Source organism: Aeromonas sp. CA23 (assembly GCF_002587065.1).
GTDB lineage: Bacteria > Pseudomonadota > Gammaproteobacteria > Enterobacterales > Aeromonadaceae > Aeromonas > Aeromonas bestiarum.
The window spans coordinates 4,637,742-4,653,997 of sequence record NZ_CP023818.1; the positions used below are offsets into that span (position 1 = coordinate 4,637,742).

Genomic DNA, 16,256 nt, shown 5'->3' on the forward strand with positions numbered 1-16,256 from the left:
TTAGCGTGTCTCAATATTATTATCGGGATGCAGGGTTGCCCCTCTCAAGATATAGCACCCACGCCAGACGACACCTTTGACAATATTGTCGATACGCTGCAACAACAGACAGGAACCCGCATTCGTCAGCGTCATATTCCCCCTCGCAAACTCGATAAACTGACCCTGCCGGTGGTACTGCTGAGCCCCTCTGGCGAGGCGTTCGTGCTGGCCCAGCGCCAGGGTGAACAGGCGCTGATCCTGGATCCGGCTGTGGGCAAGCCGCAGGTCATAACACAAGACGAGCTGCTGGCACGCTGGGGGGGCCGCCTGCTCGAGGTCGGCAAACGGCAGAGTCGCTTCGACATCCGCTGGTTCATCCCCGCCTTCCTGCAGCAAAAACGCCTGCTCGGCGAGATATTGCTGTTCTCGCTGGTGTTACAGATCCTGGCGCTCATCTCCCCGCTCTTCTTTCAGGTGGTGATGGACAAGGTGCTGGTGCATCAGGCCTGGGCAACCCTGGATGTGCTGGTGTTCGGGCTGCTGATCACGGCCCTGGTGGAGGTCTGCCTGCGCGGGTTGCGGGAATACCAATATGCCCACACCGCCAACCGGATCGATATCCAGCTCGGTCTGCGCATGGTGCAGCACCTGTTCGCCCTGCCCCTGCTCTATTTCAAGAGTCGCCAGGTGGGCGCCATCGTGACCCGGGTGCAGGAGCTCAATACCATACGCGAGTTCCTGACCGGCACCCTGTTCACCCTGACGGTGGACGTGCTGTTCATGTTTGTCTTCCTGGCCGTCATGGCCAGCCTCTCCGGCATGCTGACCCTGGTGATCCTGCTCTCCATTCCCGCCTATGTGCTGATCGCCTGGTGGATCACGCCACGCATGCAGCAGGCGGTCGAGCAGCAGTTCGGCCATGCGGCCACCAATACCGCTTTCCTGAACGAGACGGTCGCCGGGGCCGAGACCCTCAAGAGCCTGGCGCTGGAACCGCGTTTCGTGCGGCGCTGGGATGAGCAGACCCGCCAGATGGTGGAAGCGGGCTACCGGGTGCAGCAACTCAACAATGCCTCCCAGCACGGGGTCATGTGGCTGCAAAAACTGGTGACGGTCGTCGTGCTCTGGCTCGGTGCCAGCGAGGTGATCGCGCTGCAGCTCACCATAGGCCAGCTCATCGCCTTCAACATGATGGCCAGTCACGTGGCTCAACCCCTGTCGCGCCTGGTCGAGTTGTGGGGCCAGTTCATCCAGACCCGGATCGCGGTAGACAAACTCGGCGACATGCTCAACCTCCCCCCGGAACATCAGCGCGATGGGGATGGCCGCATCCACGCCGGCGCCATAGCGCTTGAGCGGGTGCATTTTCGCTATCAAGCGGATGCCCCCCTCATCATCGACGATCTCTCCCTCGCCCTGGCGCCCGGCGAGACGCTGGGGATTGTCGGAGGCTCGGGCTCGGGCAAGAGCACCCTGGCCCGTCTGCTGCTGCGGCTCTATCAGCCGGAGCAGGGGCAGATCCTCATCGATGGCCAGCCCATCCAGCAGATCCCGCTCCCCCACCTGCGCCAGCAGATGGGAGTGGTGTTGCAGGAAAACCACCTGTTCAACAAGTCGGTGCGCGACAACCTGGCCCAGTCGGTGCCCCACGCCAGCCTGGACGAGATCATTCGGGCCGCCACTCTGGCCGGCGCCCATGAGTTCATTTTGCGACTGCCACTTGGCTACGACACAGTGCTGGCGGAAGGGGGCAGTTCGCTCTCCGGCGGTCAGCGCCAACGGCTGGCCATCGCCCGCACCCTGCTGGCCGACCCCAGGATCCTCATCTTCGACGAGGCCACCAGCGCCCTGGATGACGGATCCCAGGCGCTGATCCAGCACAACATGCGCCAGATCGCCAGCGGCCGCACCGTCATCACCATAGCCCACCGCCTCTCCACAGTGCGCCACTGCGACCGCATCATAGTCCTGCAGCGCGGCAAGATAGTGGAGCAGGGCGACCACGCCAGCCTGCTGGCACTGGGGCAGCACTACGCCCGCCTGTGGCAGCTGCAACAGGACTTGCACGAGGAGACCCCATGAATCTGCGCACCAGGCTGAGCCGCTGGCGCCAACCCGGTCCAGCCCGGCAGCAGGAGGCTCACTACGGCTTCCTGCCTGCCCATCTGGCGCTGGCCGAGACGCCGCCCTCCCCCTTTGCCCGCATCACGGCGCTCACCCTGAGCGCCGGCGTGCTGCTCACCCTGCTCTGGGCCTGCTGGGGCCAGCTCGACATCCAGGCCACCGCCAGCGGGCGCCTGCTGGTCTTTGGCCGCAGCCAGATGATCCAGTCCTACGAGCAGGCCAGGGTGATCGGCATTCACGTGGAAGATGGCCAGGCGGTCGCCGCCAACGCGCCGCTGCTGACCCTCAACACCCTGGGGGTGAGCCAGGATCTGAGCCGGTTGCGCGAGCAACAGGCGTTCCAGTACCAGACCCTGATCCGTTATCAGGCGCTCTATGGCAACGAAACCGTCAGCCAGCACCCCGACTACGCCAGGCTCACCCAGGCGCAGCAACAGGCGCTGGCGGAGAACCACCAGAGCGAGCTGCACGAGTACCGGAGCACCCTCAACAACCTGCAGGCCGAGCTTGGGGTCAATCAGGCCAATCAGGCCGCCCGACGGGGAGACATGGCCTCCCTCACCACCCTGCTGGCCAACATCCGGCCGCGCCTGCAGGCGCGCCAGACCCTGAGCCGGTCCCAGGCCATCTCACGAGTGGAGTATCTGGAGCAGGAGAAGGAGCTGCTGGAAACCCAGCGCCAACTCGCCCAGCAGAGAGCCGAGCTCGAGGTGCTGCAATCCCAGCAGCAGAGCCTGCAGGAGCGGCTGGCCGGCTTCAAGGCGCAGAAACAGCGGGAGTGGATAGAGAAACGCCAGCAGGCCCAGCTGCAGCTGACCGCCATCGAACAGGAGCTCGCCAAGCTGAGCGAGCGGGAGCACCTGGAAGTCATTCGCGCCCCGGTAGCGGGCACAGTGCAGCAGCTGGCCATCCACACCCAGGGCGCCGTGGTGCAGCCGGCCCAGCAGTTGCTGGTCATAGTGCCCAACGAGGGAGTCCAGTACGCCGAGGTGAAGATCCTCAACAAGGACATAGGCTTCGTGCACGAAGGGCAGACAGTCAGCATCAAGGTGGATGCCTTTCCTTATACCCGTTACGGCACCATAGACGGCGAGCTGGTCAGCGTGTCGCGCGATGCCACCACGGATGAGCAACTGGGGCTGGTCTTTCCCGCCAGGGTCAAGCTGAGCCGGGGCGAGATGCAGATAGACAGTCAGCCGGTACGGCTCACCCCGGGCATGTCGGTGGTGGCCGAGGTCAAGACGGATAGGCGCCGGGTGATCGACTACCTGCTGAGCCCGATCCGGGAATACCAGGCCGAGGCACTGCGGGAGCGATGACAATGACACACGCTTTGCCAGCCTTGGAGGCCCCCGTGAACGAGCCTGCCCCCATCGCCAATGGCGCCCTCGCCGCTCTCGCCCACGCGGCCCATCAGCTGATGATGGCCGCGGATGCCGGACAACTGGCCCACGCCATGGGTTGCGATCTGGCGCCGGACGATCTGACGGTGCGCGAGGCCGCCGCCCGGCTCGGCCTGCGCAGCGCCCTGTCACAGGGGCCGGGCTGCCCGCTGGCGGCGCTGCCACTGCCGGCCCTGCTCAAGCGGGAGGGGCGCTGGTACACCATCACCGCCATCGAGCCTGAGGATTGGCAGCTGTTTGATCCGGCGACCGGCACCAGCAGCCTGCAACCGCTGCCGGGCCCCACGCAGGCGGCGCAGTGGCACTATCTGTTGCTGGCCCAGCAGGATCTCACCCCGGCCGAGGTCAAGTTCGGGCTGGACTGGTTCAGCCCGGCGGTACTGCGTCAGCAGAAGCAGGTGCGAGACGTCTTCTGCTTTGCCATCGTGTTGCAGCTCATTGCCCTTGCCAGCCCGCTGCTGTTTGAAAACATCATCGACAAGGTGCTGGTGGGACGCAGCCTCGGCAGTCTGCAGGTGCTGGCCCTGGCCATGCTGGCGCTGGCCTGCGCCGAGCCGCTCTACGGCTTTCTGCGCGGCCAGGTGTTCGGTCATCTGGCCAACCAGGTCAACGCCGAGCTGTCCGGCAAGCTCTATCGCCATCTGGTCGGCCTGCCCATCGACTATTTCAAGGCGCGCCAGACCGGCCAGATCATCGCCCGGGTCAAGGAGATGGCCCAGATCCGCCAGTTCCTCACCGGCTCCACCCTGATGCTGGTGCTGGACCTGGTGTTCATCCTGCTGTTTGTCGGCGTCATGTTCCATTATGCCCCCGTGCTGACCGGCTGCGTGCTGGGCTCCTTGCTCATCTATTTTCTGCTGTGGCTGCTGATTGGCCCCCTGGTGCGCAAGCGGGTCGAGGCCGAGTATCAGGCGGATGCCGATGCCACCAGCTTCCTGACCGAGGCGATCACCGGCATCGAAACCATCAAGACCACAGCCACGGAGCCACGCTTTTATCAGGAGTGGCAGCGTCTGCTGGCGCGCCAGTTGCGGCGGGGATTTCAGGCAAGAAAGGTGGGGCTTGCCGCGGGTCAGGGCATAGATCTGGTGCAAAAGCTCACCGCCGCCCTGCTGCTCTGGCTCGGGGTCGGCGAGGTGCTGAACGGCAGGCTGAGTCCGGGCGAGCTGGTGGCCTTCAACATGCTGGCGGGCCACGTCACCCAGCCGGTGCTGCGGCTGGCCCAGGTGTGGCAGGACTTCCAGCACACCCTGATCGCCCTGCGCCGGGTGGGGGACATACTCGACGAGGCGCCGGAGCACGGCAATGGCGGGCTCGCCTCCGTCCCCGCTCTCGAGGGGGCCATCGAATTTCGCCACATCCGCTTTCGCTACCAGCCGGATGCCCCCGAGGTGCTGGCCAATCTCTCCCTCTCCATCGAGCCCGGGCAGTTCATCGGCATCACGGGCCCTTCCGGTTGTGGCAAGAGCACCCTTACCCGCTTGCTGCAACGGCTCTACGTGCCCCAGCACGGTCAGGTGCTGGTCGACAACATGGATCTCGCCATCGCCGACCCCGTCTCATTGCGCCGCAACATGAGCGTGGTGCTGCAGGAGAGCATTCTGTTTTGTGGCTCGATCGCCGACAACATCCGCATCTGTCGCCCCGATGCCAGCCAGGCCGAAGTGGAACAGGCGGCGCAGCTGGCCGGCGCGCTCGGCTTTATTCGCGAGCTGCCTCAAGGCTTTGGGCAGCAGGTGGGTGAGAAGGGCGCCCGCCTGTCTGGCGGGCAACGCCAGCGCATCGCCCTGGCCCGCGCCCTGCTGGCCAACCCCAGGATACTGCTGCTCGACGAGGCCACCTCGGCCCTCGACTACGAATCCGAGGCGGCCATCATGGCCAACATGGCGGCCATTCGCCGTGGCCGCACCCTGATCAGCATCGCCCACCGCCTCAACACGCTGCGCCATGCCGATCGCATCCTGGTGATGGACGCAGGGCAGATAGTGGAGTCCGGCAGCCATGAGGAGCTGCTGGCACGACCGGGGCTCTATGCCCGGCTGTGGCGCCAGCAGACGGGGGAAGAGGCTGAGCAGCTCGTTAATGATTAACCAGTGAATAAAGAATGCCCTGATTCAGTCCCGATACAGGCACTCCTGCTAGGATCCGGATTGACTCTCCCCGGCATAAACCCTCTAATTGACAGCCTGGATCCCCATGATCGCGCACCTTATGAAAATATTGTTGGTCGAAGACGACAAGCTGCTCAATCACCACCTCTCTACCCTGCTGACCGAGGCCCAGAATCAGGTCCACAGCACGGACAGTGCCCAGGTGGCCCTGCATTACGCCGCCGATTACCCCATAGACGTAGCCATCATAGATTTGGGGCTGCCGGACATGGACGGTTTGCAACTCATCAGACAGCTGCGCGAGCGGCAGATCCCCTTCCCCATCATAGTCCTGACCGCCCGTGGCAACTGGCAGGACAAGGTGGAGGGGCTGGAGGCCGGGGCGGACGACTATCTGGTCAAGCCGTTCCAGAAGGACGAACTGCTGGCACGGCTCAATGCCCTGGTGCGCCGCAGCGCCGGCTTCATCTCGCCCAAGGTCAAGGCCGGCGACTATGAGCTGGATCTCTCCCGCAAGGAGCTGACCATAGGCGGCGAGCCGGCCGTGCTCACCAGCTTCGAATACCTGATCCTCGAGTACCTGATGCGCAACGCCCGCCAGGTGGTCTCCAAGCAGCAACTGCTGGACCAGCTCTACGGCGATGGCGAAGGGGATCCCAACACCATAGAGGTGATGGTGAGCCGACTGCGCAAGAAGCTGGACCCGGAGGGGAGCATCCAGCCCATCTCCACCATCCGGCGCCAGGGTTACATCTTCAACCTCTCGTGCAACTGATGCGCCTTCGCCTGCCTCGGCCCATGCGACTGATCCGTCGCTCGCTGCACATCAAGCTGATGCTGAGCGCCATGCTGGTCATAGCACTCATCATGGCCTTCTCCGTCTATATCCTCTATCTGGGCCACACCGAGGAGCAGGCCCAGAAGGCCAGCACCCGCATGCAGGAGAACCTCTCCAAGCTGTTCTCCTCCAAGCTGCCGGATCTCCATGCCACCACGGATCTCGGCAAGATCACGCCGGATGCCATCGACCCCAATCTGGATACTCTGATCTGCCGGGCCGACGGCCAGCTGAGCTGGTCCAGCCTGCACATGCCGGAGGTGATCCACTCCAAGGGCACCATCTGTCAGGATCTGATGAAGTACCTCGGCGGGCTGGATCAGGACTACTTCTTCAAACGCCATACCATCAAGAACGGCGAGAGCTACTTCATCTACAGTCTGCGGTTTCTGCGCAATCACGGTGAGGGCCCCACCACCTATTACGTGGTGATGGTCGACTCGGCCAAGCGCTACCTGGCCCAGACCCGCAGCTACCTCTATCAGTGCATCCGCCAGGCCCTGCTGGCCTACTCGCTGCTCGGCGCCCTGCTGCTGCTCACCAGCTTCTGGAGCCTGACCTCATTGCGCACCATGGCGCGCCAGATCGACGAGATCCGGGCCGGCAAGCGGGAGGCGCTCTCCAATGACTACGAGCGGGAGCTGACGCCGCTGACCGAGTCGGTCAACCAGCTGCTGGAGAACGAACGCCAGCAGACCCAGCGCTACCAGCACGCACTGAACGATCTGGCCCACAGCCTGAAAACCCGGCTGGCGCTGATCCAGATGACGGCGCAGGAGATCAAGCTGGGGCGCGACATCCACGACAACATCAGTGAGCAGATCCTGACCATGGATCAGATCATCCAGTACCAGCTGCGCCGCGCCGTCACCGGCCGCAAACGCCTCGCCAGCAAGGGCACGGAACCCGTGCCCCTCATCGAGAAGCTGCTGGCCAGCCTCGCCAAGGTCTATCGCCACAAGAAGCTGCAGACCCGCTTCAAGTTCGATGACGACGTCTTCTTCGCCGGCGAGCAGGGGGACTTGATGGAGCTGATGGGCAACCTGCTCGACAACGCCTTCAAGTTCGCCATCAGCGAAATCAAGGTGACTGTGAGTCGCCGCCTCGACCGCTTGCGGATCGAGATTGAAGACGATGGCCCGGGCATAGATCCGGACAAGTCGCAGCAGATCTTCCAGCGCGGCGTGCGCGCCGACAGCTCACCCGGCCAGGGCATAGGTCTGGCGGTGGTCACCGAGATAGTGCACAGCTACGGCGGCCAGATCATGGTGGATGAATCGCCGCTGGGGGGCGCCCGCTTCACCCTGGACCTGCCCTGAATTTGACTCAGCCCCGACAGGGCCGACACCAATAACGACGCCTGCCTGCCCGCAGGCGTCGTGCTTTCTCCCGCCCTCTTTCCCAAGCCGACACAGCCCCGCGAGATCACATGACGCAGGGGAAGCGACAATCTGGAAGCAGGGAGGAAATCAGAAGATAAAAAAAACCGGCCACAAGGACCGGTGAAACAGTTCAGGCTTGTCAGGTGACAAACGCACCCAGCGGATGAAGACAAGTCCCAATTCCTTATGGGGCCCTGGCCTCTTGAGTACGTGTTGTTACTCTATCCCATGGTCACTGAATCAAGGCTGAACCATGGGGTGATTGGCATCTAGCCCCTGTTTCGGCCTACAGCTTGATGCCCAGCGACTGGCGCAGATAGGCCCCGGCACCGAGCAGACCTGGCCCCTCGTGAGTGATGAGGAAGACGGGAATATCCTTCAGATAGGACTTGAAACGCCCCTTGTCTTCGAACGCCACCCGAAAGCCCGAGCCGATGAAGAACTCCTGGAAGCGCGGCACGATTCCGCCTGCGATGTAGACACCGCCGAAGGTGCCCAGATTGAGCGCCAGGTTGCCGGCGAAGCGCCCCATCAGCACGCAGAACAGGCTCAGGGTGCGACGGCAATCCAGGCATTCGCCCGCCAGCGCCCGCTCTGTGATGTCCTTGGGTTCGAACGCCTGCGGCTCGCGGCCGTCGGATTTCACCAGTCCACGGTAGATGTTGACGAGGCCGGGGCCGGAGAGCAGCCGCTCGGCCGAGACGTGGCCCAGCTCGGCGCGCATCACCTGCAGCACCGCATCCTCTTCTTCGCTGTTGGCGGCAAAGTCCACGTGACCGCCCTCGCCCGGCAGACTCAGCCACTGCTCGCCGGTGTGCACCAGGTGGGCGACGCCAAGGCCAGTGCCGGCCCCGTAGATGGCGATGGGCTTGCCGGCCACGGGCGCCGCCCCCCCCAGCTGGATGCTGTCAGCCGCATCCAGCACCGGCACCGCCATGGAGACGGCGGTAAAATCGTTGATCACCTGCAACCGGCTCAGGCCCAGATTGGCCTGCATCTCGCCGATGGAGAACTCCCAGCTGTGGTTGGTCATGGCGACCCAGTCGCCCTTGATGGGGCAGGCGATGGCGATACAGGCTTCGCCCACCTGCACCTGATGCTCATCCAGATAGAGGCGCACCACGGCCTCGAGACTGGGGTGGGCCAGCCCGGAATAGGTCTTGGCCCGGGAAATGGTGCCGGTCGCCAGCTCGCACAGGGCCAGCCGCGCATTGGTGCCGCCTACGTCGCCGACCAGCGCATGGGTATGCTGCATAAAACAACTCCTTCGTTACTTGGGTCGGGGCGGCCCTTACCGTCCCGCAATTATTATTTGGCAACAATTCTACCCGAGCCCCTCCCCCCGCTGCGCGTTTGATGGATGCAAGTGTGCGCCCGCTCACAGTGTTGTTGCTTTGCAACATTTGTAAGCGCTTTCACGGGATGGGTGGAAGTTTGTAACCAAAAATACGAAATAATTAGACATGAGTCATACTTTGCAGGGCCGAGATTAGTTTCGATAAGAGCTTGTCTTGTATAGTCATCAAGTTGATTGGAAACCTGCTTAGCCGTGAATTTAGTGCAAAGACACTGAAGCTAAATTACAAAAATGCCTGGTGGTGATGATGAATACCCTTGATAAAATTACTAATAATTTGGAAAGTTTCAGTAAATCAGAGCGTAAAGTTGCCGAGGTCATTCTGGCCTCCCCGCAGACGGCCATTCACTCCAGTATCGCCACCCTCGCCAAGATGGCCGACGTCAGTGAACCGACCGTCAACCGTTTCTGCCGCCGTCTCGATACCAAAGGCTTTCCCGACTTCAAACTGCATCTGGCCCAGAGCCTGGCCAACGGCACCCCTTATGTGAACCGCCACGTGGAAGCGGACGACGGGCCCGATACCTATACCGCCAAGATCTTCGAATCCACCATGGCCTGTCTGGATGCCGCCAAGAACAGCCTGGATATCTCCGCCATCAATCGTTGCGTCGATATCCTGACCCAGTCCAAGAAGATCAGCTTCTTTGGTCTGGGCGCCTCCTCCGCCGTCGCCCGCGATGCCCAGAACAAGTTCTTCCGCTTCAACATCCCTGTGGTGAGCTTCGATGACATCGTCATGATGCGCATGAGCTGCATCAACAGCAGCGAAGGGGACGTGGTGGTGCTTATCTCCCACACAGGCCGCACCAAGGCGCTGGTGGAGATCGCCGCGCTGGCCCGCGAGAACGACGCCACCGTCATCGGCATGACCGCCAAGGATTCCCCGCTGGCCCGCGAATGCAACCTGGTGCTTTCCATGGACGTGCCGGAAGACACAGATGTCTACATGCCGATGGCGTCGCGCATCGCCCAGCTGGCCCTGGTAGACGTGCTGGCGACCGGTTTTACCCTGCGCCGTGGCATGAAATTTCGCGAAAACCTGAAGAAAGTCAAAGAAGGTTTGCGCGAATCCCGCTTTGATACCCCCCACTCTTCCTGACGAGCGGGGGCCCAGGCCCCCGGCTGTCTATGCCACCTTCCTTGGTGTAGTATTGTAATTTAGTAACAAAAGCCACCCAGATGGCTTGCAAGCGGGTGCAATGGGCCATGCGCTTGACGGGGCAGTATTTCAAGTCATATCAACTTCAAACTGGAGTCTTTCATGCCAAGACGTACAAAGATTGTAACCACACTCGGTCCGGCCACCGATCGCGAGGGGATCCTCGAGGGGATCATCCGTGCCGGCGCCGACATGGTGCGGATGAACTTCTCCCACGGCACCGCTGAAGACCACATACTGCGCGCCAACCAGGTGCGCGACATCGCCGCCAAGCTGGGCCGTCACGTCGCCATCATGGGTGACCTGCAGGGCCCCAAGATCCGCGTCTCCACCTTCAAGGATGGCAAGGTCTATCTGGCCATCGGCGACAAGTTCATTCTCGATGCGGCGCTCGGCAAGGGCGAAGGCTGTCAGGAACAGGTCGGCATCGACTACAAGAGCCTGCCCGATGACGTGATCGCCGGCGATATACTGCTGCTGGACGATGGTCGCGTGCAGCTGAAAGTGGAGCAGGTCGAAGGCACCCGCATTCACACCACTGTGACTGTGGCGGGCCCCCTCTCCAACAACAAGGGCATCAACAAGAAAGGCGGCGGTCTCTCCGCCCCGGCCCTGACCGAGAAGGACAAGGAAGACATCAAGACAGCCGCCCTGATGAACGTGGACTACCTGGCCGTCTCCTTCCCCCGTTGTGGCGATGACCTGCGCTACGCCCGCGAACTGGCCCGCGAAGCCGGCTCCAACGCCAAGATAGTGGCCAAGGTCGAGCGCGCCGAAACCGTCGCCACCGACGAGGCGATGGAAGACATCATCCTCGGCTCCGACGCCGTCATGGTGGCCCGTGGCGATCTCGGCGTCGAGATCGGCGATCCCGAGCTGGTCGGCGTGCAGAAGAAGCTGATCCGTCACTCCCGCCGTCTGAACCGGGTGGTCATCACAGCGACCCAGATGATGGAGTCCATGATCAACGCGCCGCTGCCGACCCGTGCCGAAGTGATGGACGTGGCCAACGCCGTGCTGGACGGGACCGATGCCGTGATGCTTTCCGCCGAGACCGCCGCCGGCCAGTTCCCCATCGAGACAGTGACCTCCATGGCCAGCGTCTGCGTGGGCGCCGAGAAGCACCCGAGCCTGAACGTCTCCAACCACCGCATGAGCTACACCTTCACCTCGGTGGAAGAGGCGGTCGCCATGTCCACCATGTACGCCGCCAACCACCTGGAAGGGGTCAAGGCGATCGTGGCACTGACCGAATCCGGCACCACACCGCTGCTGATGTCCCGCATCAGCTCCGGCCTGCCGATCTTCGCCATGTCACCCCACAACAAGACCCTGGCCTGGACCAACCTCTACCGCGGTGTCACCCCCGTGCTGTTCGACGGCGACGAGACCAAGCCGGTCTACGAAGTGTGCCGCGAGGCGCTGGACGTGCTCAAGGCCAAGGGGCTGGTGCAAAGCGGCGACATGGTGTTGCTGACCCACGGCGACAAGATGGAAACCGTCGGCAGTACCAACACCTGCAAGGTGATGATGGTCGAGTAATCGCCCTTCACCGGCAACAAAAACGGCTCCCGCGGGAGCCGTTTTTTATGGTGAAACCGCCGCCTCAACCACGAAACAGTTCGACCTTGTCACCATGGCGCAAGCTGCCGGCACCGCGCACCACCACCCTGTCACCCAGCTTGAGCGCCCCGCTCACCGCCACCTGCTGGCTGTCGCCAAACAGCACTGTTACCGGCACCCGGTTCACTTTCAGCTCCTTGCCGCTCTGCTCCACCTGATAGACAACGCTCCCCTCGGTATTGAGCACCAGCGCATCGCGCGGCAACAGCATGGTCTGCTGCTCACCCAGCGGCAGCGCCACCCGCACCGGCGATCCTATGATGAAGCGGCCCGACTCGGGTTTGAGGCGCAGTTCGATGAGACGCGACTTGGGATCGGCGCTCGCCGCCCGCTGGTAGTAAACCCCGTGGCTACTGAGCTGATCCCCCTCCACCCGCAGCCGGGTCCGGGGCGCCAGCTGACCGGCCCAGATGATGGGAGCCTGCAGGCGTATGTCGGGCTGATCCGGATTGACCAGCTCCAGCGCCTGCTCACCGGCATCCACATGCTCTCCCGGCTGGATGAAGTGGTTGTTCACCACCCCGTCGAACGGCGCGAAGATGTGGCTTCTGCGCAGCTGCTCCTCAATCTGGCGCACCTGCACCCGCGCCAGCCGCTCGGCCAGTTCAGCCTGCTCCACCTCGTAGCGCGCCTTGTCATACTGGCTCTGGGAGGTGCTCTTCTGGCGGTGCAGCGTCGCCAGCCGGTCAAACTCGGCGCGGGCGAAGCGCACGTTGCTGGCCCACTTGGCCTGCTCGGCCTGGGCCTGCTCCAGCGAGAGCCGCAGCGCAGCGCTGTCGAGGCGCAGCAGCTCATCCCCCGCCCTGACCCGGCTGCCGAACTCGGCAATCCACTCCACCCGCCCGCTCACCTCGGCACTGAGCGCCGCCTGCTGGCGGCTCGCCACAGTGCCGCTGACCCAGATGCTGGCCGCCGCCTCCCCCCGGGTCACATCCGCCAGGGTCACCATCTTGCCCTGAGCCAGCACGGGGAACACGCCCCCCGCCAGCAGCGCCGCGCCCACAACCATCCTTGTAAAACCGTGTGTCATCGATGAGCTCCTTGCTCAGGCCCGCTGACGCAGGGCAAGCGGCACATCGGCACGCTCCCCCAGGCGCAAGAAGGCGGGTAACAGGATCAGGGTAAACAGGGTGCTGCAACTCATGCCGCCGACGATGACGGTGGCCAGCCCCCGGTAGATTTCGCTGCCCTCGCTCGGGCTCAGCATCAGCGGCAACATGCCGAAGATGCTGGTGAGACTGGTCATGGCGATGGGCCGCATCCGGCTTTGCAGGGCATCGGCCACCGCCAGCTGGCGACTCATGCCGTCCCTTTCGGCCATGCGGGTCTGGTGCACCAGCAGGATGGCGTTGTTGACCACCAGCCCCAGCAGGATGACGAAACCTATGATGGTCAAGAGATCCATCGGCAACGGCACCAGCAGGCCGCTCAGGTGCAGCGCCAGCACGCCGCCGACGGTGGCGAGCGGCAGGGTCAGCAGTACCAGCACGGCATCCTTGAGGGAGGCAAAGACCCCCCACAGCAAGATCAGCAGGATCATCACAGCAAACAGGAAGATGGCCCCCAGATTGTCCAGCGCCTGCTGCAGGCTGTCGGCATTGCCCGAGACTCTCAGCTCGCCGCCGGCGGGCAACAGCGGCCGGATGGCGGCAAAGCTCTTGCTCTGCAGGGTATCGAGTACCTGCTCCATGCTCATCCCCTCTGGCGGCGAGATCTGCAGGCTGATGCTGCGCCTGCCGTCGGCCCGAAAGATGCTGGCCGGGCCCATGTCGTGCTCCACCCGCAGCAGTTCACCGAGCGGCACTATGCGACCGGACGGGGTCGCCAGCGGCACCGCCTTGAGCTCGTCCGGGTTGGCGGAGGCCTGCCCCATCAGCATGATGTCGAGCCTGTCCTCCCCATCGAAATACTCGCCGACCCGCAGTCCATCGCCGAAGGTCTGGATGATGGCAGGCATGGGGGTACGATCCCAGCCCACCTCGGCGAGACGCCTGTCTTGCGGCACCAGCCGCAGCTCGGGGGCGGTGAAGTCGAGATCCGGCTGCGGCCTGACCTGAGCCCCCGGCAAGTCCTGCTTGACGATGGCCATGGCGGCCCGTGCCACCTGGTAGAGCTCAGGCAAAGAGCCGCCCTGCAACAGCAGGGCTATGCCGTTCTCGCTGCCAAAGCCGCCGAACAGCGAACCCTGGCCGCCGAATATCTGGGTATCGGGGATGCCCACCAGCAGCTGCTTCATCAACAGGCTTTCCAGTGCCTTGATTTGGGTTTCATCCTTGGGCCGCACCCCGATCTGGGCGCCGCCCGGGTAACGCAATATGTAGTAGTTCTTGAGGGCCGGCTCCTTCTCCCCCTTCATATAGGGGGCGAGGCGGGCGATCAGGGTATCTATCACCTCCTCACGCTGGGCCTTGAGGTTGAAGCCCGGAGTGAAGTTCATCCACACGTCCACCGCATCGCGTTTCACATCCGGCAGGTAGTCCATCTTGGGCAACAGAGCCCAGGTGGCCAGCGCAGGCAGGCTCATCATCAGGGTGATGACGGTCCAGCGGCGAGGGGCCGTACTGGTCCCGCGGATCACATGGCGGGTGGTACGCCGCCACAGCGAGTCATAGGGATCGACCAGTCGCTCGCGCCCCATCCAGCGCGCCGCCACCGCCGGCAGCACGGTCACCGCCACCAGCATGGAGACGGTCACGGCACAGGCGATGGTGAGCGCGAGATCGGCAAACAGCTGCCCCTCCACGTCGTTGAGCAGCAGCACAGGCAAGAAGATGGCGACCGTGGTCAGGGTGGAGGCCACCAGCGCGGTCCACACCTGTCGGGTCCCTTCCAGCGCCGCCTCCGCCTTGCTCAGATCCCCGCGCTCATGGCGCCGGTAGATACTCTCCAGCACCACTATGGCGGCATCGAGTACCATGCCGACCGCAAACGCGATCCCCGCCAGCGAGATGACATTGAGGGTTCTGCCCATCACCTTGAGCAGGCAGAAGGTGAGCATGATGCTGATGGGAATGGCGAGCGCTATCATCAGGGTCGCCTTGAGCTGGCGCAGGAAGACCCAGAGGATGGCGCAGGAGAGCAGCACGCCGAGCCCCAGATTGGCTGTCACCATGCCCACCGCCCGATTGATGTAGAGGGAGGCGTCGAACGACTGCTCCATGTGCAGCCAGACCGGCTCCAGCACCTCGCGGTTGAGCTCGCCCACCTTGAGCTTGATCGCCTCCAGCGCCGCCAGGGCGTTGGCACCGCTCTCCTTGAAGATCTGCGCCGCGATGGCGGTGTTGCCGTTCTGGATGCGCAGCACAGGGTTCTCCTCCCGGGCCAGCCTGACCTCAGCCACATCGCGCAGGTAGATGGGCAGGCCGTCGCGCCAGTCCACCACCTTGTCCCCCAGGGTCTCCACATCGTAGCGGCCGGCGAAGCGCAGCTTGTACTCCCAGCGACCTATGTCGAGGGTGCCGGCGGAGACGTCCCAGCCTGTGCTGGCCCGGCTGGCGAGCACGGGGATCTCCACCCCCAGCTCGGCGGCGCGGTAAGGGTCGAAGCGGATCTGGATCTGGCGCTCGTTGATCCCCTCCACCTCCACGGTCGATACTCCGGGGATCCGCTCCAGCTCCGGCTTGACCCGCGCCTCGATCAGCGCCTGATGATCATCGATCTGCCCCTTGGCGCCGGGCAGTTGCTGGATGAAGAAGAAGGTGAGGGTATCGTTGCTGCTGTAGTTGTTGACGTAGGGGCCGCCAATCTTGTCCGGCAGGCCGGAGACCCGGTTCAGACGGGAGATGACGTCGAGCTGGGCCCGCTGCATGTCGGTGCCGAGGGCAAACTCCAGGTCTATTTCGGTGAAGCCGGGGAAGCTGTTGCTGGTGAGGTTCTTGAGCCCCTGAACCCCCTGCATCTCCTGCTCGATGGGGTCTGTGATTTCCGACTCCATCTCCTGGGGCGAGGCCGAGCGCCAGTCCACCGAGATGTTGAGGTGCGGGCGGTCTATGTCGGGGAACAGCTGGATCGGCAGCCCCCGGATGCTGAGCAGGCCCAGCAGAAAAATCAGCACGATCGAAACCGCCACCCAGATGGGGCGTTCGATCGCCGTTTTGGCGAGGTTCATTCACTCTTCCTGAGTTTGTTGTTGTCGGCCATTCCGCTGGCCTTGCTTCCTGCCCCAAGGGTGGGGGCCATTGCATTAAACTGGAATTAATCGAGGTTGTAAATGCATGGTTAACAAACAAAAAAACCGGCCAACTTGGCCGGTTTCTCATCAGGTTCAGTGATGG

10 protein-coding genes are annotated in these 16,256 nt (G+C 63.3%); 7 read left to right on the forward strand and 3 right to left on the reverse strand.

The genetic code is table 11. The features are described from left to right. The first annotated feature begins 27 nt into the window (after positions 1-27). The 5 genes from CK910_RS21330 to CK910_RS21350 all read left to right on the forward strand — a co-directional run bounded on the left by CK910_RS21330 (position 28) and on the right by CK910_RS21350 (position 7,777). Positions 28-2,064, forward strand: a complete 2,037-nt coding sequence (locus CK910_RS21330) for a peptidase domain-containing ABC transporter (RefSeq protein WP_301336235.1) — start codon at positions 28-30, stop codon at positions 2,062-2,064. Continuing rightward, complete coding sequence (locus CK910_RS21335; protein ID WP_098984627.1) at positions 2,061-3,425, forward strand: HlyD family type I secretion periplasmic adaptor subunit; 1,365 nt, start codon at positions 2,061-2,063, stop codon at positions 3,423-3,425. The genes CK910_RS21330 and CK910_RS21335 overlap by 4 nt, the downstream gene beginning before the upstream one ends. 35 nt (positions 3,426-3,460) lie before the next feature. After that, a complete protein-coding gene (locus CK910_RS21340) occupies positions 3,461-5,599 on the forward strand; it encodes a type I secretion system permease/ATPase (protein ID WP_253852769.1) in 2,139 nt (712 codons plus the stop codon). A 121-nt stretch (positions 5,600-5,720) separates the two neighbouring features. Beyond that, complete coding sequence (locus tag CK910_RS21345) at positions 5,721-6,395, forward strand: response regulator (RefSeq protein WP_043134657.1); 675 nt, start codon at positions 5,721-5,723, stop codon at positions 6,393-6,395. Further along, positions 6,395-7,777, forward strand: a complete 1,383-nt coding sequence (locus CK910_RS21350) for an ATP-binding protein (protein ID WP_043134656.1) — start codon at positions 6,395-6,397, stop codon at positions 7,775-7,777. The genes CK910_RS21345 and CK910_RS21350 overlap by 1 nt, the downstream gene beginning before the upstream one ends. A gap of 349 nt (positions 7,778-8,126) precedes the next feature. Here the strand turns inward: CK910_RS21350 and glk are convergent, their stop codons facing one another. Beyond that, positions 8,127-9,095, reverse strand: coding sequence for a glucokinase (gene glk / locus CK910_RS21355; protein ID WP_098984631.1), 969 nt, complete (start codon positions 9,093-9,095; stop codon positions 8,127-8,129). 349 nt (positions 9,096-9,444) lie between these two features. Here glk and CK910_RS21360 point away from each other — a divergent pair, with 349 nt between their 5' ends. After that, the gene (locus CK910_RS21360) at positions 9,445-10,299 is read left to right on the forward strand and encodes a MurR/RpiR family transcriptional regulator (RefSeq protein WP_165576240.1); all 855 of its coding nucleotides are present in this window, start codon (positions 9,445-9,447) and stop codon (positions 10,297-10,299) included. A gap of 162 nt (positions 10,300-10,461) precedes the next feature. Continuing rightward, entirely contained in the window at positions 10,462-11,901 is a 1,440-nt protein-coding gene (gene pyk, locus CK910_RS21365; RefSeq protein WP_043134654.1) for a pyruvate kinase, read from the forward strand. A gap of 64 nt (positions 11,902-11,965) precedes the next feature. Here pyk and CK910_RS21370 read toward each other — a convergent pair whose 3' ends face one another. Both CK910_RS21370 and CK910_RS21375 read right to left on the reverse strand, forming a co-directional pair. After that, complete coding sequence (locus CK910_RS21370) at positions 11,966-13,012, reverse strand: efflux RND transporter periplasmic adaptor subunit (protein WP_098984633.1); 1,047 nt, start codon at positions 13,010-13,012, stop codon at positions 11,966-11,968. A 15-nt stretch (positions 13,013-13,027) separates the two neighbouring features. Then, a complete protein-coding gene (locus CK910_RS21375; protein ID WP_098984634.1) occupies positions 13,028-16,090 on the reverse strand; it encodes an efflux RND transporter permease subunit in 3,063 nt (1,020 codons plus the stop codon). Positions 16,091-16,256: the final 166 nt, after the last annotated feature.